Annotated in this window: 15 protein-coding genes; 8 read left to right on the forward strand and 7 right to left on the reverse strand. The window is 66.8% G+C overall.

Annotated elements, in window-relative coordinates; translation table 11 throughout:
- The first annotated feature begins 204 nt into the window (after positions 1 to 204).
- Positions 205 to 1,155, forward strand: a complete 951-nt coding sequence (locus QX204_RS02540; RefSeq protein ID WP_301904996.1) for an AraC-like ligand-binding domain-containing protein — start codon at positions 205 to 207, stop codon at positions 1,153 to 1,155.
- A 254-nt stretch (positions 1,156 to 1,409) separates the two neighbouring features.
- Positions 1,410 to 2,360, forward strand: a complete 951-nt coding sequence (locus tag QX204_RS02545; RefSeq protein ID WP_301904997.1) for a nitrilase-related carbon-nitrogen hydrolase — start codon at positions 1,410 to 1,412, stop codon at positions 2,358 to 2,360.
- Between the two features lie 15 nt (positions 2,361 to 2,375).
- Here the strand turns inward: QX204_RS02545 and QX204_RS02550 are convergent, their stop codons facing one another.
- A complete protein-coding gene (locus QX204_RS02550) occupies positions 2,376 to 3,752 on the reverse strand; it encodes an ATP-binding protein (protein WP_301904998.1) in 1,377 nt (458 codons plus the stop codon).
- Positions 3,753 to 3,825: 73 nt separating this feature from the next.
- Complete coding sequence (locus tag QX204_RS02555) at positions 3,826 to 4,161, reverse strand: metal-sensitive transcriptional regulator (RefSeq protein WP_063004986.1); 336 nt, start codon at positions 4,159 to 4,161, stop codon at positions 3,826 to 3,828.
- 133 nt (positions 4,162 to 4,294) lie between these two features.
- Between QX204_RS02555 and QX204_RS02560 the strand changes: the two genes are divergently transcribed.
- Entirely contained in the window at positions 4,295 to 5,101 is an 807-nt protein-coding gene (locus QX204_RS02560; protein ID WP_301904999.1) for an S-methyl-5'-thioadenosine phosphorylase, read from the forward strand.
- On the opposite strand, the gene QX204_RS02565 is transcribed toward QX204_RS02560, so the two are convergent.
- A complete protein-coding gene (locus QX204_RS02565) occupies positions 5,102 to 6,025 on the reverse strand; it encodes a GAF domain-containing protein (protein WP_301905000.1) in 924 nt (307 codons plus the stop codon).
- 160 nt (positions 6,026 to 6,185) lie between these two features.
- Here QX204_RS02565 and QX204_RS02570 point away from each other — a divergent pair, with 160 nt between their 5' ends.
- The gene (locus QX204_RS02570; protein WP_301905001.1) at positions 6,186 to 6,746 is read left to right on the forward strand and encodes an NADPH-dependent FMN reductase; all 561 of its coding nucleotides are present in this window, start codon (positions 6,186 to 6,188) and stop codon (positions 6,744 to 6,746) included.
- 4 nt (positions 6,747 to 6,750) lie between these two features.
- Here the strand turns inward: QX204_RS02570 and eccE are convergent, their stop codons facing one another.
- Entirely contained in the window at positions 6,751 to 8,394 is a 1,644-nt protein-coding gene (eccE, locus tag QX204_RS02575) for a type VII secretion protein EccE (protein WP_301905002.1), read from the reverse strand.
- Positions 8,395 to 8,417: 23 nt separating this feature from the next.
- On the opposite strand from eccE, the gene eccB reads away from it, so the two are divergent.
- Positions 8,418 to 9,986, forward strand: coding sequence for a type VII secretion protein EccB (eccB, locus tag QX204_RS02580; protein WP_367620152.1), 1,569 nt, complete (start codon positions 8,418 to 8,420; stop codon positions 9,984 to 9,986).
- Here eccB and QX204_RS02585 read toward each other — a convergent pair.
- The 3 genes from QX204_RS02585 to eccD all read right to left on the reverse strand — a co-directional run bounded on the left by QX204_RS02585 (position 9,983) and on the right by eccD (position 14,415).
- Positions 9,983 to 10,750: a potassium channel family protein gene (locus QX204_RS02585; protein ID WP_301905003.1), complete on the reverse strand. Its 768-nt coding sequence runs from the start codon at positions 10,748 to 10,750 to the stop codon at positions 9,983 to 9,985. The two genes, eccB and QX204_RS02585, sit on opposite strands and share 4 nt — an antisense overlap.
- A gap of 783 nt (positions 10,751 to 11,533) precedes the next feature.
- Positions 11,534 to 12,841 (reverse strand): type VII secretion-associated serine protease mycosin, encoded by a 1,308-nt coding sequence (gene mycP, locus QX204_RS02590; RefSeq protein WP_301905004.1) that lies wholly within the window; start codon positions 12,839 to 12,841, stop codon positions 11,534 to 11,536.
- 107 nt (positions 12,842 to 12,948) lie between these two features.
- Complete coding sequence (gene eccD / locus QX204_RS02595) at positions 12,949 to 14,415, reverse strand: type VII secretion integral membrane protein EccD (RefSeq protein WP_357211644.1); 1,467 nt, start codon at positions 14,413 to 14,415, stop codon at positions 12,949 to 12,951.
- A 188-nt stretch (positions 14,416 to 14,603) separates the two neighbouring features.
- Between eccD and eccCa the strand changes: the two genes are divergently transcribed.
- From eccCa to QX204_RS02610, 3 genes are read left to right on the forward strand one after another with little or no spacing between them, the layout of a single operon-like run.
- Positions 14,604 to 18,641, forward strand: a complete 4,038-nt coding sequence (gene eccCa, locus QX204_RS02600) for a type VII secretion protein EccCa (RefSeq protein ID WP_301905006.1) — start codon at positions 14,604 to 14,606, stop codon at positions 18,639 to 18,641.
- The gene (locus QX204_RS02605) at positions 18,638 to 20,068 is read left to right on the forward strand and encodes a type VII secretion-associated protein (RefSeq protein ID WP_301905007.1); all 1,431 of its coding nucleotides are present in this window, start codon (positions 18,638 to 18,640) and stop codon (positions 20,066 to 20,068) included. Before eccCa ends, QX204_RS02605 begins: the two co-directional genes overlap by 4 nt.
- Entirely contained in the window at positions 20,065 to 20,622 is a 558-nt protein-coding gene (locus QX204_RS02610) for a hypothetical protein (protein ID WP_301905008.1), read from the forward strand. The genes QX204_RS02605 and QX204_RS02610 overlap by 4 nt, the downstream gene beginning before the upstream one ends.
- Positions 20,623 to 20,679 lie beyond the last annotated feature (57 nt).

Genomic DNA, 20,679 nt, shown 5'->3' on the forward strand with positions numbered 1-20,679 from the left:
GGGTTTCACTATGAAAGACTCAGCATGGATATCCGCTGGAATCGGCAGTGCTAGATACCTTTTCGGTGTCGACGAATCATCCCATTCGGAAACATTCGATGGAAACGAAACGGCTGATCTGGCAGGCTCGGCGCTAGGCGAGCCCGATGATCGTGTGACGCCAGGTGTTTGCTGTTCGATTCGGATAGGAAGCGAGGCGCTGCCATGCAGTTCGCGCAGTCCCATGCCGGGGTTAGCGAATCGTTCGCCGAATGGGAGTCGCTGCTCTCGGAGAGTTACGTCCCGCTGATGGTCGATCTGACCGGTGAGGACGCCTTTCACGGCCGGATCGAACGCAGCAGGCAGCCGGGCTTCGACCTGTCGACGGTCAGCGCGAGCGCCCAGCGCATCCGCCGCACTCCGCGCGGAATCGCGAAGACCGATGGCGAATTCCTCTTGGTCTCCATCCTGACCGAAGGCTCGGGACTGCTCTACCAGGACGATCGAGTCGCGTTGGTGCACCCCGGTGAGATGGTCTTCTATGACACCTCGCGCCCGTATCACTGGGATCTGAGCGGTTCGTGGGCACAGGTCGTCGTACAGACGCCGCTCGAGGTCCTGCGCCACCAGCTGGGTTCCGATTGTTTCCCGTTGCCGACCGCGGTGACGGTCGCCGCCGACAGCGCGGGCGGGGTGGTCGCCGCCTTCTTCCGCGATTTGGCCCGCATCCAGCAGAGCGCCCCCGGTCATGCGGCCGTGCTGGCCGACAACGGGATCAAACTGCTCGCCTCCGCGGTCCGGCTGGCCTCGGGGGAAATCCCGTCGGGTGAGTCGGCGCAGGCGTTGACCCGCGAGCAGGTGCTCGCTTTCATGCGGGCCCGGTGTGTCGACCCGAGCCTGACGATCGACGACATCGCGCGTGCCTGTCTGGTATCGCGGCGAACGCTGTATCGACTGTTCGGTGACGTGGAAGACGGGCTCAGCGCTGTGCTGCGGCGCATGCGGGTGGAGTGCGCGCGCACCCTGCTGACTCGCCACCCCGGCCGGGCGACGGCGACCGTCGCGATCGCGTCCGGTTTCGCCTCCGAACGTCACTTCTTCCGTGCCTTCCGATTGGAGACGGGGATGACCCCCGGCGAATTTCGCATGATCGCGTCGAGTGCGCTGTCCGTCTGATCAACCGTATTACCGCATGTCCGACAGCGGCTTAATTCGATCTATCCACACCGAAAGAATGGTCGACACTTCGGTGTCCTCGGCATGACTCATTAACGGCTACGATGGGTTCCGTTCGACCGAGTGCATCGACGGCAATCAGAGAATTGGCACGGAGGGTCAGTCGACTGGCACGGGATGACAGTTTGTGTGGCGCCATTCTGCGAGAGAGTGAATTGAACACTCTTCACTGGGTTGAGCGACAAGGGGGCACGATGAGTCGGATACGTGTGGCGGCGGTGCAGGCCGAGCCGAAGTGGTTGAATTTGTCCGCCGGAGTCGAACAAACAATCGAATACATCGAGATGGCCGAACGCGGCGGTGCGCAACTAATCGCTTTCCCGGAGACCTTCCTGCCCGGATTCCCGTGGTGGATGTGGCTCAATTCGGTGGATTGGGGTGAGGAATTCCTGGCCAGGTACCTGGCCAACGCGGTGACCGCCGACGGCCCCGAACTGCGCGCCATCGCGTACGCGGCCCGCCGCACCGGCGTCCACGTCTCGATCGGCATCGCCGAGCGGGCCGGCCGCGAGGTCTTCATGTCCCAGGCCCTGATCGATGCCGACGGCACCATCGCCGTCGCTCGCAAGGCCGAACCGACCGGACTCGAACGCACGGTGTTCAGCGGCTCACCAGGTGGGCGACCGTTGGTCCGTGACACTGTGCACGGCCGGATCGGGGTGCTCGGCGGCGCCGATCATCTTCGCGCCGACCTGCGCGGACAGCTGCACGATCAGCGCGAACAGATCCACGTCTCGGCGTGGTCGGGCTTCACCGTGTACTACGGCGAGGGCAAGGAGTGGGGACCCGATCTCAATACCGCCGCCAGTGTCCGCTACGCGATGGATGGGTCCACCTACGTCATCGCGCCTGTCGCGGTCGTGCCCGTGGCCGGCTGGGAGGTCGTCGACGCGCGCACACCAGAGCGGCGTCTGCTGCGTGGCGGTGGCGGGGTCTCGCGGATCTTCGGACCCGGCGGGCTCGAACTCGCCGCGCCGCTGGCCGAAGGGGCGGAGGGACTGCTCTACGCCGATCTGGATCTCAGTCGTAGTTTGCGCACGGCCGCCGCGGCTGTGCCGCGTGCCGAGCGGTCGCAGCCGCTCCGGGTGTCGAGTGGTCGGGTCGTGCGACGCGAGCCGGTGCGGGTCGAGCCGGCGCGGGCGTAGATACGTGGTCGGTGATCAGCGCAGCGGCACCGACACATCGGCGCCCGCCTCACGGGTCAGTCGCGTGTTCACCTTGGCCAGGGTGGGCGTCGGGACGAATCCGCCCGCCAGCAACGCCTCACCCTGCCGGAACCAGGGAGCCTGGGCCAGCAGGCCGCTCGGCGCGTAGCCGAAGTAGGTGCCGAGCTCGGCGAGGTCGGCCGGTGACGTCATCTTCATCAGGGCGAGGTTGTCGCACTGGGAGATGATGCCGGGGTGCACCTTCGACGGGCGTTGCGTCGAGAGCAGGAGCCACAGGCCGAATTTGCGGCCCTCGGCGGCGATCTGGATCAATCGTTCGCGCACCGCGACGGCAACCGGCGAATCGAGCCCGGGTGCGGCGAGGTTGTGCGCCTCGTCGATCACCAGCAGGACCGGTCGTCGTTCCTCGCGCCGTGCCCACAGCTCGTCGAGCACCGACAGGGCGACGACGAGTTGCTGTGCGGGCGTGGAGAATCCGCCGAGATCGAGGACCGCCACATCGGGCCGCTCGGCGACGATGTCGGTGACCGCCCGATCGGTTCCGGCCCACACCTCCCAGTCGAGCAATCCCAGATTCTCCACTCGCATCGCGAGGCGGCGGCGAGCCGGGGTGTCGACGGCGCGCAGGCGGATCAGCACCTCGTGGAGCTCGCCGACCAGCATCGCCGACAGATGGATCAGCTCGTTGAACTCCTCGCGATCCGCCACCGGATCCAGCTGCAGCACAGCCGCTTTCGAGGTCAACGTCATGTCGATGAACCTCGCGCGCAGGCGACCGGGCGGGTCGCCCTTCGGCCGGAGCACGCGGATATCGCGTTCGCGCAATGCGTCGGCGGTCGGGCCGGTGGCACCGGGAACCACCTCGCCGATCCGCACGAAATCGGAGTTCGGATCGAAGACGACGATCGGTAGCGCGGTATGGGCGATCAGCTGTTCGAGGACGACGCCGAGAGCGTAGGTCTTGCCCGAACCACTCTGGCCGCACCAGAAGGTGTGACGGTTGAAGCGGGTCGGGAGCAGGCGGGCCGGACCGCCGGGCGCCGAAAGGCTCACCCCCACCTCGAGCTCGGCGCCGGTGGTGTGGTGGAGCGCGGCGACGGTGTCGCGATCGGCCGCGCTGACCGCACCGCCGTCGAAGGCATGGCTTGCTCTGGTGTCGACACCATTGTCGGTGAGCTCGCCGATCAATCGGCCGCGCAACCCGATGGGCGCTGTCGCGGTCCGTTCCTCCACCAGCGCGAGCTGCCTACGCCCCCCGCAGCTGACCACGATCAGAGATCCGGCGGGAAAGGGGCTCGCCGCGGCGTCGTCGACGATGAACGAGCGGCCGTCCTCGGAGCGCGCGGACACGACGGCGGAATCGACAGACATGGACGGTCCTCCCGGTGGCGAATCGACGAGCATCCTGCTGGCAACACTCAGTAGAACACGCCAACGGGGTCGATCAGGACCTGACCAGCCGGGCGATCGCGTCGGTAGCCTCTTTGATCTTGGCTTCGGCCTCGGGCCCACCGGCAACCGCCGCGTCGACGACGCAGTGCGAGATGTGGTCCTCGAGCAGCCCCATCGCAACGGCCTGCAGTGCCTTGGTCATGGCGGAGACCTGGGTAAGGATGTCGATGCAGTATTTTTCCTCTTCGACCATCCGCTGCAGTCCGCGCGATTGGCCCTCGATGCGGCGCAGTCGCTTGAGGTAGTCGTCCTTGGCGGTGATGTAGCCGTGGCCTGCGTGGCCTGCGTGTTCGTCGCCGGTCGCGGTGTCGGGGGTGGGTGTTGTCACCGAAGGTCTCCTCGCCTGCCTGGTAGCTCGCGTGGCGAACTAATACCCCCCTAGGGTACAGTTTCGCGGTGAAATTGTCAGATGACAGTCCCCGGTGCTGCGCGCGGTCGGCCCGGACGGAAGAATCGACGCCATGAGTTCGCTTCCCCGGCCCGCACTCGCCGTCATCGGCGGCAGCGGTTTCTATGACTTCTTCGACAACGACGCGACGCACGTCGAGGTCGACACACCGTATGGCGCGCCGAGCGCGCCGGTCGCGATCGGGGAGGTCGAAGGCCGTGCCGTCGCCTTCCTGCCTCGCCACGGCAAGCAACACGAGTTCGCGCCGCACACCCTGCCCTACCAGGCGAACATGTGGGCGCTGCGCTCGCTCGGGGTGCGCCGGGTGTTCGCGCCGTGCGCGGTCGGCAGTCTGCGTGCCGATTGGGGTCCCGGCACCGTGGCCGTGCCGGATCAGCTCGTCGACCGGACCTCGGGTCGTCCACAGACCTACTTCGACGGCGGCGGCGTGCATGTCTCCTTCGCCGATCCCTACTGCGACGATCTGCGCGCCGCCGCGGTGAAGTCGGCGGGTGAGCTTCGGGTCGAGGATCGCGGCACGATGGTCGTCGTGCAGGGCCCGCGCTTCTCCACCCGCGCCGAGAGCCGCTGGTTCGCCGGGCAGGGGTGGGACCTGGTCAACATGACCGGACACCCCGAAGCCGTCCTCGCTCGCGAACTCGAAATGTGCTACGCCGCAGTCGCTCTCGTCACCGACTTGGATGCCGGTCTGGAGGAGGGCCACGGAGTGCACGCGGTGGACGTGTTCGCCGAGTTCAAGAAGAATCTCGGACCGTTCAAGGAGCTCCTGCGTCGCGCGGTCACCGCGGTCGACAGCACCGACACCTGCGAGCGCTGCCGGGTACACGCCGGGGTGTCGCTGCCCTTCGAACTGCCCTGATCATCCCGGCGGTGCGGTGACCTGCAATTGAGCGAGAACGAAGGCGGGCGCCGCGCCGCCGCTCGGCAGTGGTGACACCTCGACGTCGACGGTGAACCAGCCACCCGCCTCGGCGGCCAGCCGCAACCCGCTCAGCCCGGCACGCGTGGCGCCGCCCAGCACTTCGGCGCGCAGCGCGGCGATTCGCGGGCGGTCGTCGGGATGCGGGACGGTGCGCTCGTCGACCCCGCGCCAGGTCAGCCCCGGCACCGGCTCGGTGACCCACCGCACCGCCCGAATCTGCGCGGTGTCGAGGATGACCAGGTACAGCCCGGGCCGGGATTCGCGCAGCAACTCGAGCGTCGAGGCTTCGAACGACTTGCGTTGCGGGGCAATGCTGTCGGTGACATCGACGGTGACCCCACGCCACGCGAACCGCCGCTGCTCGTCGCCGCCGTTGCGCGCGGCCACCAACAGCGACCGTGGCCCGACCTTCGAATGCACGGTGGCGACCCCCGACCATCGGCTCCGAGGTTCCGAACGGTGCAGCGCGGCAACGAATTCCAGGTCTCGATCGAATCGCTCGATCCGCTCGAACGGCTCGGCGCCGCTGTATTCGACCGGCGTCGAACCGAAGTGCGGTCCGAGACCGGGACGGGTGCGCACGACGCGGGCTCGTGCGTCGACCTGGAACGGAGCGACACGCAGTTCCTCCGCCGGGACGTCCGGCCCGACCCACACCTTCACCGCGTGCGTGTCCCCATCGGGCCACCGCACCGGCACAGCGCGAAACCGCGACTCCGACCACGCATTGCGCGACTTCGGCAGTACCTCCTCCACCGGCGCTCCCGTCTCGTGCACGGCCGCGATCAACGGCTGCAGCCGAGCGGGAATCGCCCGCTGATACGACGCCCATTCGCGCGGCGTGGTCCCCGCGGTCAGCATCGACCAAGTCTGTGGTGTCCCCAGCGTCTCCACCAACTGCCAACGTCCGATAATCACGTGCGACCCCCTGCGCCCCATGAACGAAACCGACAGCTCTATCGTGCACGAGTCGCCCCTCGGCTCCGGGAGCGGGGCATTGCGTGTCGATAAGCTCGACGCCATGAACGCACCGCTGCGGTTGGAGATCATCGTCGCCAGTACCCGCCCCGAGCGCTTCGCTCCCGTGGTGGCCGGCTGGCTGGTCACCGCGCTGGGCGAGCGACCGGAATTCGAGGTGGGGGTGCTCGATCTGCGTGATCTGGCACTGCCCGTCGACCTCACCGAAACGCCGGAGGTCCAGGCGTTTCGGGCCAGGTTGGCTGCGGCGGACGCGTTCGTCGCCGTCACCTCCGAGTACAACCACGGCTATCCGGCTTCGCTGAAAACCGCGCTCGACAGCGCCAAGTACGAGTGGCGGGCCAAGCCGATCGGGTTCGTGTCCTACGGCGGTCTTTCGGGTGGGTTGCGCGCGGTCGAGCAGTTGCGTCAGGTGGTTGCGGAACTGCACATGGTGTCGGTGCGCGAGTCGGTGAGCTTCGCCCAGGCCAAGCGCCGCTTCGACAAGACCGGCATGACCGACGACGACGCCGCGATCGACGCGTGCGACCGCATGCTCAACCAATTGCACTGGTGGGGAACGACGTTGCGGGCAGCCCGCACTGTCGAACCCTATCCGGGCTGACCGGTCAGGCGCCGGCCATCGCGCGCTGACCACGTGGCTGGCCGATGTAGGTCGACTCGCGGGGGATCGACACCAGCGTGAGGTTCACCCTGGTCGTTCCCGTGCGCAGCACGACGCGGTTGCCGATCGCGCCCGGCTGGAAGATCTCCAGGTCGGGGCGTGACGCGGGCCAGCCGTTCGGATCGCCGGTGAGGTAGATCGTGGTGACACCGGCGTGTGGGGCGGGCGCGAGCACACCGTCGACGACCGTCGCGGTGAAACTCGCGTCGGACTGGTGTGTTTCGACGGCGATGGTCAGCCGCTCCGGATTGCCGACGGTGGTCACCAACTGCTCCCAGGCCTGCGCCCGGTCGGTGCGCACCAACACCCGTTCGCCGACGGCCAGCGCGCGGAACACCAACTGCTGGGCCAGATACAGCTCGCCTGCCACATACACGGTGGAGATGCCGACACCGACGATCCGGGTGGCGACGCCGTTGCCTTCGTCGTCGGAACCGAGCAGCTGCCCGCAGCCCGACGACGGAAGATGCAGCGCGCCGATGATATCGATCGGGTACTCGATGGTCGGGATCGTGTCGTCCACCCCGGGAACCGCGATCGGCAGGTGCGCCAGCAGCGCGTCGCGATGCCGGCCGCTCATCGACACCATGCCCTTGGACTTGGTCTTCTCCGGAAGTTCGCGCGCGGTCAATCGCCATGCGGCGCCGACGCTGACGGATTCGGCATTGCTACCGGGACGCAGCCGTACGGCGACGGTAGTGCCCCGCGACGGAGCGACCCACAGCTGCGCGAGCAGATCCGAGCCCAACTGCTTGGGATCCACCGCACTGCCGATGTTCACGGCGTTGCCGATCTCGGCGTACTTCCACCGTTGACTCAGCGTGCGCGGGTCCAGACCCGCGGTGATCTGCTGCACGGCCTTGCGGATCTCCGGCGCGGTGAGGATGCGCGCGTTGCAATCGGCGTCTTCGAGCGTGCGCATGATCCGCTGGGTGGCGATGGTGACCGAGCGGGAAGCGCCATCGGTGCCGCCACCGCGACGAGCCGTCGCATCGGGGCAGGCCACCGCGTCGAAACTGATCGCGAGCCACACCGTGCGGTGCGCGGTCGCGGGCAGTGGGCCGAGCAGCGATTCGTAGATCGCGCCCGCGGGCGTACCAGACCGGCTGCGGTGACCGTGGCTGATGATGTCGATCCCGCTGAGCAGGATGTCGTGCTGGTTGAGGCACGCGGCCAATTCGGGCAGCGGCAACAGGTGTGAGGCATGCACGGCAGTGCGGGCGATCCTGGTCAGCCCGCCGCGCGGCGGCAGTACCTCGACGACGGTGACCACGCGGCTGCCGTCCCAGTACAGCCCGAGCGAGCGGCCGTCGGTGTCACGGAAGTCGACGGTGTCGCCGAGTGTGTACTCACGCTTGCCGGAATACCGGCGAATGGTCGAGATCCAGTCGAGGACGGTGCGCTTGCCGATCGGGATCAACGGCACCAGCGCCACCACGATGGCGATGCCGAGCGACGCCAGCGGATCGAGCCCGATGAGCAGCGCGACAACCCCCGCGGTCAGGCCGAGGACCTGCGCAATGAGTAGGTGCGGCAGCGAAATCCGACCGAACAGCGGGCGCGGTCCCGCCCCGGTGAACTCAGCCATTCGTTCCTCCCCCAGGTACCCGATTGTCGATCGGCCGATGGCCGAATGCGAACAACTGCTGCCGGGAACTGTACTGTGTTGCCCGGACGAGAGCACTGTTCGGGGGAGGAACCATGCCTTCAAAACCCACAACGCGCTGGCAGGTCAGCGGATACCGCTTCCTGGTGCGGAGGATGGAGCACGCCCTGGTGCGCCGGGATGTGCGAATGCTGCACGACCCGATGCGCGCGCAGACCCGCGCCTACGTGGTCGGACTGGTGCTCGGCATCGTGGTTCTCGCCGGTTGTGGTGTGCTCGCGCTGCTGCGCCCGCAGGACAAGATCGGCGACAGCAAGATCCTGATCGCCAAGGAATCCGGCGGCGTCTACGTGGTGGTCGACAATGTCGTGCATCCCGCGCTGAACCTGGCCTCGGCTCGATTGGCCGCCGGTGAGGCGTCGAAAGCGGCGATCGTCAAGGAATCCGAGCTCGGCAAGAAGCCGCGCGGTCAGCTGATCGGCATCCCGGGCGCCCCGTCGTCGATCCTCTACGACAAGGGCGGCAAGGGCCGGGCGTGGACGGTGTGCGATCGGCTCAAGTCCGACGGCAGTGCCGATCTGACCACGTCGGTGCTGGCCGGTGACCCTAGTCTGGGCGCCAAGGCGTCGAAAGTCGAAGACGGTAAGGCCATGCTCGTGAAGGGCAAGGACGCAACCTACCTGGTCTACGACGGCAAGCGTGCTCGCGTGAAGATGGACGATCCGGCGGTCACTCTGGCGCTCGGCGTCGGAGGAACGACGCCGCGCCCGATCGGCGAGGGCCTACTGAACGCGATTCCTGAAGTGTTGCCGTTGATCACGCCGACTATCAGCAATCCCGGTGGCACACCGTCTTACAGCGTGAGCGGCCACAAGATCGGTGACGTGGTCCAGGTCTTCAACGAGCCGAACCAGAACTACGTAGTGCTGCAGGAAGGTCTGCAGTCGATTTCGACGATGACCGCGCAGATCATCCGAAATTTCTATCCGACGATGATGAACGGCACGACGATTCAGTCCACTGACTACACCTTCGCGCCACATGTGGAGACGCTGAAGGTGCAGGACTACCCGCGCGATCGGCCAACGTTGATCACCGCCAAGGATCAGCCAGTCAGCTGCATGTCGTGGAAGCCGATCGCCGGCGCCACCGACAACGCCGACGCCACCGCCCGCGCCGAACTGACCCTGCTGTCCGGCATCGACCTGCCGATCCCGGACAAGGCGAAGATGGTCGACCTGGCGCAAGCCGACGGCGCGGGCCCCAACGCCGACACGGTCTTCATCCCGCCTGCCTCCGGCGCGTACGTGCAGTCCACCGGCATCGAGCCGAACAGCCGTCGCAAGGACAGCCTGTTCTATGTCGCCGACACAGGCGTCCGGTTCGGCATCAAGAACGCTGACGCGGTCAAGGCCCTCGGCCTCGAGGAAGTCAAGGCCGAACCTGCGCCGTGGCCGATCATCGGGCTGCTCGCGGGTGGGCCGACCATGGGCCGGGAAGAGGCGATGGTCGCGCACGACGGTGTCGCGCCGGATCCCTCGCCCGCCAAAAAGCCTGTCGCCGCGGTGAATTAGTCGGGCGAGGTCGTCGGCGTTCCGGAATCGGAACGGAGTTCGGCGACCTCGATCCGTAGGGCTCTGATCTCGTCGACCAGCTCGCTGAGCATGCTCTCCGCGCGGTCGGCGGCGTCGTCGACGGTCTTGAGTTGTTCGACGACCCAGCTGGTCATGGTGCCGATGGCGAAGGAGATCAGGCCGATGCCCAATGTCATCAGGACCAGTGAGACCAGTCGTCCCTCGGTGGTCACGGGGTAGACGTCGCCGTAGCCGACCGTCGTCACCGAGACCGCCGACCACCACAGCGCGTCACCGAATGTCTCGATCTTGGAGTCGGGTGCGCCGTATTCGGCGTCGAAGAAGGCCAGGCTCGACAGCAGCAGGATCAGCACGGAACTGGTGGCAACGAACGTCACCAGGCGGGTGCGCGGGTGCGTCGCGCGGTTGAGGGCGTCGAGCAGCAGCAGCGAAGCCCGCAGCAGGCGCAGCGGACGAAACGGCGGCACGAGCACGACCAGCAGGTCGAGTGGATGCTTGCGCACGAAGCGCAGCCGGTCGCCCGACAACCACAGCCTGACCACGAAATCGATCAGGAACACCGCCCAGATCGCGATATCCGCCAGTACGAGGCTGGTATCGAGCCGCGGTGACACCTCGGTGTCGAGCACCCGCCACGCGTACATGATGACGAACACCACCGCGAGCGCCATCAACGGCAGATTGGTCGCGCGCTCCCACTGCTGTCGGCGAGTGAGTGGACGTTCGGTCGTTGACGGATTCATGCGGCTACCTGGGTCGACGGTGCTCAGACCAGGAGACCGTACCCTGCTCTTCGGTAGAGCCGGTCAGGCAACGTCGGAGGCCAGCCGGAACTTGCCGCCGATCGAAAAGACGCGAGGACACCAAGGACCACCATGAGACCGATCGCGCTGAGCACATTTCTGGCAGGGGAGAGTTCGTCGGTGGCTCGCGATGGTGGGACAGCCGACGATTATGCACGCGTCCCTATCGGCAACAGCCGGATAAATGTGATCTGGTTCATATTATTAGTTTGGGTCGACCTGGAACCGGAGTCGTTCGGTCTGCGTCCAATCAGTATGTAAGCCAACGAGAGTCGCATGCCAGCGATGGCGAACAGTCCGCTTAGAGCTGGCATGGGTGTAGCCGGAAGTTAGGGGAGAGAATGAACTTCAAGATGCGTGCTCGAGTGGCGCTTGTGGCAGTAGCCGTCGCGGCTGGGGGGATTAGCGTTGCCAACTCGGGGATTGCGGTCGCCGACCCCACTGGTGTGCTGTATCCGTCCGAAGAAGCATGTCAGGTCGCGAAACCAGCTCGCAAAGCCTCCACTGATCCGATCTATAACTGTGAGTACACGGGCAATGGGACATGGCGTATGAATACTTGGTAGGTCTGCCAAACTGACTCGGAGCTGATCGGTTCCATACAACCGATCAGCTCCGAGTCAATTCGTGTTGGGGCGGGGCTCCCACCGTAACGAATTCAGCGGTTGCCAGGGTCGTCGGATATTTGACCCAACGCCATACCTTGCGTTTCGGTCGAGATGATCAGAGATCGTCGACCGACATCCCGAATCTACGGCGGATCGGGAACGAGGCAAGCACACCGAGGACCAGAATCAGGCCGATGGCGCCGGAACCGATCAAAGCCACATTGCGCGCGGTATTGTCTGCGGGCGGCGGCGGTGCGGGCACCGGCAGCTGCAGGCTGCGCGCCGGGCTTGCCTGCTTCGGCGGAAGCTCTCTCGGCACCTCGTTGGTCAGCGCCGCGACGGGATCGACTGCGCCGTAACCGATGTATGGATTCCAGCCCTCGGCGGGTGCGTGGGCCGTGGCCTGTAGCCGCTGGATGACCTGCCTGGCGGTCAGATCAGGAAACCTGTCGCGTACCAGGGCGGCTACACCGGCGACATAGGGCGAGGCGAAACTCGTTCCGCTGTAAGCCATGTACTTGCCTTGGTTGTCGTACTTGCCGTCGGAGATACCGGTGGTCCTGGCGTCGAGCGAGGTGATGCCTTCGCCGGGTGCGGCGATGCCGACCCACGGACCGGGCACGGAGAACGAAGATGGTGCGCCGTTGGCGCCGATGGCGCCGACCGACAGCACGTAATCGTCGTACCAGGCGGGGTTTACGTAGGTCCGGATCGTGCTCCAGAGATCCTGCGCCGGCTTGAGTGGGTCGGTGCCGGGATTGCCTGACTTACAATTGTTATCGGTGTTACCCGCCGCGCTGATGATCACCGCATCTTTCTCGACCGCCGCATATTGTACCGCCGCACCGAGGGCGCGGAACGCCGGCTCGTTCGCCGGGGAACTCGGCAGGCACGAGACCAGTGAGATATTAATTACTCGGGCGCCGAAGTCTGCCGCCCGCCGGATCGCGCTCGCGAGTGAGGAGACCTTGCCGTAGCCCTCGGGGAAGTCGTCGGGTCCCTTGTTCCGCCCGGCGCCCTCGGACTGGTAGAGCGAGCTGGTCTGGCGAATGCTGAGGATGCGGGCCTCGGGCGCGACACCGGAGAAGCCCTGGTTGTCGATCTTGGTCGCGCCGATGATTCCGGCGACGACGGTGCCGTGCACGTCGCAGTCCTCGGTGCCGTTGCCGCCTGCGGCCACGTAGTCGCCGCCTGCCCACAGGTCGGGCAGGCGGGGGTGTGGCTCCACACCGGTGTCGATCACCGCGACGAGTTGTCCTGCGCCACGCGAGAATTCCCACGCCCGCTCCAGATCGAGGGAGCGCTGGCTGGGAGGAATCACCGCCAGCGAAGTACTCGCCTGGGTGCGGAAGCACAGTCCGTTGGTGCCGCTGCCGCGCTCGGTCTTGTCCGGCGGCGCGGCGGGATCGCCCGCGGGCAGCATGCCGGGGTCGATGGCCGGCGGCCGGTCTGCGTGAGCTGTGCCGTACAGACCGAATCCGGCATTCAGCCCTACGACAAGTGCAACGGCCGTCAGTCGATAGCCGAGCCTCACAGCCCGCGAACCAGCGAGTAGAGATCAGCGACCCAGAACACCAGCGGCAGCACCGCGGCGACGAACGCGTACTCGAGCAGCTCGACGGCCCGGCGCATCGGCGGTGTCGCGGACTGGTTCGGCACGATCAAACCCATCACCAGCGCCGAGATCAGGATCACCAGCGCGGCGCCGAAAACGACCAGGGGCTGGCGCATTTCGAGCGCGACGCCGATCAGCATGATCAGCACGATCGCCGAGCCGCCCGCGATCAACACGATGGCCTGCTCGGCGCCCGCGTAGGTGCGGCTGCGGAACATCAGCACCACCGCGCACACCAGCGCCAGCGAGATACCGGGCCAGTAGGGATCTTCGGCGCCTGCGTCGATCGCCAGCAGCGCGCCGACAACGGTGACCAGCGTGGTCGCGCTCACCAGGCCGGCGAGGTAGTTACGGGCCCGCTCCGACCGCGCGCGCAGGGCGTCGAGAGTCGGCAGGGCGCGGTGGTCGTCCGGGTCGTCCTCGGTGGGGTCGATCGGGGTGCCGGGGGAGGGGACCGGCGGCAACGGCAGCTTGGCCAGCAGCATCGAAACACGCGGGGAGAGTGACAGTCCCGCCAATCCGAGCGCGGCGACGACCGCGCCGATCGCCTTGACCGGCTGATCGGTGAGCAACCCCACCAGGGCCGCGGGCACGCCGAACACCGAGACGGTCGCCGTCCCGATGAACAGCGCCAGCCCGATGCCGGTGACCCGCCAGGCGAGCACCGCGACAGAGCCGAGCAGCGCGAACCCGAGCAGCAGATGCGCCGCGCCGTAATGATCGGGGACCAGCAGCAATCCGGCGGTCAACGCGGTCGGCAGCGCGCAGCCGCCGAGGACGAGCGCGGCCGAGGTGTCGCGGTACATACGGCTCAGCACCGTGCCCGCTACCACGCAGAGGATCGCGACGAACAGCGCCAGCGACCCGGAAACCCAGAACGGCAACGCATCCGGCGCGGCCAGCAGACCGAAGCAGCCCACCAGCATGGTGAGCGCGGCGAGGACCGAACCGGTGATGCGGGCCGTCTTCGGCGTCCAGCTGCGGTAGTGCTCGGCGTCGGCGACCGCGACGTTGTACATGATGTCGTCGAACAGGGGCGTCGGCGCCGCGTGCGAAGCGCTTTCCAACATGAGCAATTCGCCGTCGCGCACGCCTTGTTCGCCGAGGCTCAGCGAATTCGAGAACGGTGGATGGCCGATGCGCGCGAGCACCCATTCGGCGGGCTCGTAGCGTTCGCCGTCGTTGTCGAAATCATTCGAGCGACTGTGCTGCGCGACCATGTCGACCACGCTGGGAATGACGAGAGCGACCGGCACATCGACCGGAATAGCCATGTCTACCTGCGTGTGCTTGGCCAGGATGGTTACTCGGGCAAGGTCCGGCGCGCGAACGATGCCGCGTGCGGAGTCCTCTTCCACATGATCGAGTCGCGCGTGCGTCAAAACTCCCCCAGTTCCGTCTCTACCTCGTGTTTCCGCTCGACCGCTCTTAACGGTCGACAGTTTGCGGAACCCACCGTTCGGACAGCAGAATGCCTGACGAACCATACGACATGTCGGCCGCGACCTCTACACTGAGCCCGTTCGCGACGACAGATGAGCGAGTAGTCAAGCAGGGGGAGTCTTCGACCATGAGCACCGTCAGGTTCCAGCGCCGTGCCCGGCGCGAGATGCCGCGTACACCGGGTGGCGAGGTCACATTGCAGCCGCCGCCCGAGATCCCGCGGATCACCCCGGGCAGCCTGCTGATGAAGCTGATGCCCGTCGTGATGGTGGTCGGCATGGTCGGCATGATGGCGCTGATGTTCACCCAGGGCAGCGGCATGCTGTCCAACCCGATGTCGATGATGTTCCCGATGATGATGATCATGTCGATGGTCACCATGTTCGGACAGGGTGGCGGCAAGGGGGCGAAGGCCGCGGAGGCCAACGAGGATCGCAAGGACTACCTGCGCTACCTCGATCAAGTTCGTAAAGATGTCGACGAGACCGCCAAACAGCAACGCGCGGCCGTCGAGTGGAGCCACCCCGAACCCGGCTTGATCTGGATGCTCGCGGGCACCAGCCGGATGTGGGAGCGCCGCTCCGGTGACAAGGACTTCTGCCACGCGCGCATCGGCCTCGGCGGCCAGCGCCTGGCGACCAGGCTTGTGGCTCCGGAAACAGGCCCCGTCGAAGAGCTAGAGCCCATCGCCGCGGTGTCGTTGCGCCGCTTCGTACGCGCGCATTCCACGGTTCCCGACCTGCCCACCGCGATCGCGGTGAAGGGCTTCGGCACCGTCGCCCTCGACGGCGACCGCGCCCAGGCGCGCGACATGACACGCGCGATGTTGTTGCAGCTGTGCATGTTCCAGGCGCCCGACCAGGTGCTCGTCGCCGTGGTCTGTGGCCCGGACACCGCCCGCGAGTGGGAGTGGACCAAGTGGTTGCCACACACCCAGCACCCCGAAGTGCAGGACGGCATCGGCACCCAGCGCATGTTCTACGGCTCCATCCGCGAGGCGATGGCCGGCCTGCATCCGCTGCTCGGCAACCGGGTGCGCTACTCGCGTAACCAGCCGAACAACCCGAACATGGTGCACGTGGTGATCGTCGTCGACGGCGGTCTGCTCGAAGCTGAGGACGACCAGCTGCGCGAGTCCGGGTTCGAGGGCGTCACCATCATCGACCTGTGCAATTACGCACCGCGCCTTGCTGTTTCGCGCGGCATCAAGATGGTCGTCGAAGACGGCGAGTGCCTCGGTCGCGGCGCCACCGGCAACCAGGAACGCTTCGCCACCATCGACCGCGTCAGCGCAGAACAGGCCCAGCAGCTCGCCCGTAGACTCGCGCCCTATCGCGCGGCCACCCAGCGCAGCAGCGATGTCGAGACCGACGAGACCGAGACGATCTCCACCTGGTCACAGCTGATGAGCCTGGGCGATATCGGCAACTTCAATCCGGCCAGCGCATGGCGTCCCCGCTACGGCCGCGAGCGTCTGCGCGTGCCGTTCGGCATCGGCGCCGACGGCGCCCCGGTGGAACTCGACATCAAGGAAGCCGCCGAGAACGGCATGGGCCCGCACGGCCTGTGCATCGGCGCGACCGGTTCGGGTAAGTCGGAATTCCTGCGCACCCTGGTGCTCAGCCTGCTCGCCACCCACTCGCCCGACCAGCTCAACCTGGTCCTCGTCGACTTCAAGGGTGGCGCCACGTTCCTCGGCCTCGACGGCGTTCCGCACGTCGCCGCGGTCATCACCAACCTCGAAGACGAAGCCGACCTCGTCGACCGTATGAAAGACGCGCTGGCCGGCGAGATGAACCGCCGCCAGGAAGTCCTGCGGCAGGCGGGCAACTTCGCCAACGTCTCCGAATACGAGAAGGCCCGCGCCGCGGGCGCCGACCTGGACCCGCTGCCCGCGCTGTTCGTCGTGCTCGACGAATTCTCCGAACTGCTCACCCAGCACCCCGACTTCGCGGAACTGTTCGTGATGATCGGCCGCCTCGGCCGCTCGCTGCAGGTCCACCTCCTGCTCGCCTCGCAGCGCCTGGAGGAGGGCAAGCTCAAGGGCCTGGAATCGCACCTGTCCTACCGCATCGGCCTGAAGACCTTCTCCGCCAACGAGTCCCGCCAGGTCCTCGGCGTCCCCGACGCCTACAACCTGCCGAGCACCCCCGGCGGCGGTTACCTGAAGTCCGACTCGGGCGAGATCCAGCGCTTCCAGGCCTCGTATGTGTCGGGTCCGTATGTCGGCGGTGGTTCGGCGCGTGAGGTCACCAGCGCCGGCATCGTCGGCGGCGAGATCGACGTCCACGCACGGCCTTTCGCCGCGACCCACGTCGGCTTCCGTGCCGCCGACCGGGTTCCGCTGCCGGTGGAGGCCGAGTTCGAGCCGGAGCCTCTCGGCGACGAGAACGAGCAGATGTCGAACCTGAACATGCTCGTCTCGCGGATCGCGGGCCACGGCAGGCCCGCCCACGAGATCTGGCTGCCGCCCCTCGATGAGGCGCCGACCATGGACCAGCTCGTGCCGCGTTCGATCCTCACCGGCGAGTACGCCGCGATCGCTACCCTGCGTGCACCCATGGGCATCGTCGACCGCCCCTACGACCAGCGCCGCGACCCGTTCGTCGTCGACCTGTCGGGTTCACGAGGCAACGTCGCGATCGTGGGTGGTCCGCAGTCGGGCAAGTCGACCGCCCTGCGCTCGATGATCATGGCGATGGCATTGACGCACACTGCCGAACAGGTGCAGTTCTACTGCCTCGACTTCGGTGGCGGCACGATGACCAGCCTGCTCGGCCTGCCGCACGTCGGTTCGGTGGCCAGCCGCCTCGACGAGGATCAGGTCCGGCGCACCGTCGCCGAGATGACCACGATCGTGCGCACCCGTGAGGCGAAGTTCCGGCAGCTCGGCATCGAGTCGATGGTCGAGTTCCGGCGACTGCGTTCGATGGATCCGGCGTCGAGCCCCGCGGCCGCGGGCGCGCACGAGGATCCGTTCGGCGATGTGTTCCTGGTGATCGACGGCTACGGTTCGATCCGCCAGGATTTCGACGCCCTCGAGCAGGTCATCATGAACCTTGCGGTGCAGGGTCTTTCGTATGGCGTGCACGTGGTGATCGCACTCGCGCGCTGGGCGGAAGCCCGTCCCGCGCTCAAGGACCAGATCGGCACCCGTATCGAGCTCCGCCTCGGCGACCCGATGGATTCCGACCTCGGTCGCAAGTTCGCGTCGTTGGTTCCGCAGGGTCGGCCGGGCCGAGGCATGACCGCCGAGTGCCTACACATGCTCACGGCATTGCCGCGGATCGACGGTTCCGCCGATCCGTCGAACCTGGGTCAGGCTGTGTCCAGCGCTGTCGAGACGATCGCTCGGATGACACCGGGCCGTCCCGCGCCGCAGGTCCGCATGCTGCCCGACAGTCTGCCTCGCGAACAGCTGCTGTACCTGGCGGGCAACTGGCCCTCGCGGGTCGATCCGGCGACCAAGTGCCTGCGTATCCCGATCGGTATCAACGAGGCCGAGCTCGCTCCGGTCTACATCGATTTCGCGGAGAGCCCGCACTTCATCATCATCGGTGACTCCGAGTCGGGTAAGACCACGCTGTTGCGCTCGATCATCGAGGGCATCGCCGCGTCGAACACCCCGAACGAGGCACGGTTCATCGTCGGCGACTACCGCCGCTCGATGCTGGGCATCATCCCCGAGGGTTACCAGGCCGGATACGGTTCCACCGCACCGCAATTCACCCAGAACATGGCAGACCTCGCGGCCTATGTCGCCAAGCGGACCCCCGGTCCCGAGGTGACGCCGCAGCAGTTGCGTGAGCGTTCCTGGTGGTCCGGTCCCGAGCTGTATGTGCTCGTCGACGACTACGACCTGGTCGCCACCTCGTCGGGCAACCCGGTCTCGGCACTCGTGGAGCATCTGCCCCACGCCCGAGACCTCGGTTTCCACTTGATCATCGCTCGCCGCTCCGGCGGCGCCAGCCGCGCCATGTACGAGGCGACGCTGGCGCGGATGAAGGACCTCGGTTCGGCCGCACTGGTGATGAGCTGCAGCAAAGACGAAGGCGTCATGGTCGGTACCACCCGTCCCGGCCCCAAGCCCGCCGGGCGTGGCACCTTCGTCACGCGTAATTCCGAGGGCTTGGTCCAGACCGCGTGGATGCCGCAAGCGGAATGACCGTCGTCGAGCTCGTTGTCAGCGAAGCCAAGGTGTGGGCGCGTGGCGCCACCACCCATTGGGATGTCGCGCCGTCGGTGGTGTTGGGCAGCAACGGTTCCGATCTCGTCGTCGGTGAGCCGCTGACCCCGCCCACCCAGGCGGTGTCGGTGGTGCAGTACCTGGCCGGCGGCGTGATCGCGTTGCCGCCTCGGATGCCGACGGTGGGCCAGTCCCTGTCCGCGGTGCTGGGTGCGATCATGGACACCCTGCGCGTCACGCCTTTGTGTGAGCGGATCGTGGTCGTGCACCCCACCTCGTGGGGACAGCCCGAGCTCGACCTGTTCGGTACCGCGGCGCAGCAATTCACCCATGAGGTCGTCTTCGAGACCTGTGCGCTGCGGGCATCGGCCGTCGATGTCACCGCCAGCCGTAGCCGCCGCACCGCGATCATCGAGTTCGGCATGCTGTCGACCTCGGCCTCTTCGGTCATCTACGACACGTACGGCACCCATGTCGAGGCGGTCGAGGTCGAACCCAACCTCGCGGCCTCCGAACTCGCCGGTGAGGAGGGCTTCGGCCAGCTCGCCGCGCTTCTCGGCCGCCTGCTCATCGACCGCCCGGCCGACGTCGTACAGGTATTCGGCACGACCGATCCCGCGGTATTGGACGCGGTCACCCAGGTCGTCGAAAGTGTGTGCGGTGCAGGCATACCCGTAAGTCCACTGACGGGAACCGACCTCGCCCGCCCGCCCCAGAAGACCCCGGCCTACACGCCGAATATCCCCCCGGCGGCCGAGTGGATGCAACCCCTGCGCGAACGCGCCGCGGCCACCAATCCGGTCGACCGTCGTCCCCTTTACATCGGCGCCGCGGCCCTGGTCGCTGTCGTTGCCGCAGCGGCACTCGGCGGCTTCTTCTTGTTCGGCTCCGGTGATCAGGAAGCGACCGCCGCCGTCGTGACCACCACCGTGCCGACAACCATCAGTTCCGCGCCTCAGCCCACGTCGTCGAAGCCGAAGCCGAAGCCTTCCACCGAAACGGTCGGTCGAGTCGTCGTAGAAGTCCCCGCGGGCTGGCATCGCACGACCGCTACCGATGCCCGTGCCGACCTCGTCCCCGACGACGCCGCCCGTCACCGCATCACCATTACCCAGAAACCGATTGCTGCCGGGGCAGGCTACGACGAGGTCGCCGCCGACCTCGCCGCCCAAATCGCCAAGAAGCCTGCAGGCACAGTCAGTCCTGTCCGCCGAGACGTAGTCTTCGCGGGCCGCCCCGGCCTCTCCTACGAAGAACGCCCCGCCGACGGATCAACCGTCCGCTGGCAGGTGCTGGTCGAACGCGGCGTCCAGGTCAGTGTCGGCTGCCAGTACGCCGAAAATGGTTGGGCCGGTGTGATGTCCGCCTGTGAGCAGGTTGTCGGAGCTGTCCACGTCGGACCATGATCCGCACCCTCCTCATCGCACTGTCGGCATCGTGCACCCTGGCCTGTACCTCCGCAGACCTGACGACTTCGAGCGCGCCCTCGTGCCCGGCTGAAGTTCCCTTCGCCACCACCCACTCGGCCGGACTCACCATCCACGCCCCGCAGCCCCCGGGCTGGTCCACCCAGCCGGTCGAAGGTGGCGGTCTAGTCCTCCACCGATTCGAGACCATCGAAGGCGCCGACCCACCCTTCGGCATGGCCACGGTCACCGTCGCCATCTTCAGTCCAGCGAGCACCGCCGACGCTGCGAGCAGCACCCTCCGAATCCTGCGTCCCAACGAATCCGACTGGCATCGAACACGTTCCGAAGAAGTGCAGATCTGCGGCAACACCGCCCACCTCACCACCGGAACCAACGTCGTCTCCCACCACGACTACCTGGAATTCGCCTATCCGCTGGGCGACAAGTTCTACCCCATCCAAATAGCCACCCAGACCCCCGTCGCCAACGTCTCCCGCTATCGGGCAGACCTGGACGCGATTCTGAGCGGTGTGCGGATCACCGCTCAGTAGTCATCGTTCGTGGCGCTCCGCCGGCCGGATCACCCGATGCGGTTCGGCGGTCCTGCT

Source organism: Nocardia sp. PE-7, from assembly GCF_030486425.1.
In the GTDB taxonomy this organism is placed as follows: Bacteria; Actinomycetota; Actinomycetes; order Mycobacteriales; family Mycobacteriaceae; genus Nocardia; species Nocardia salmonicida_A.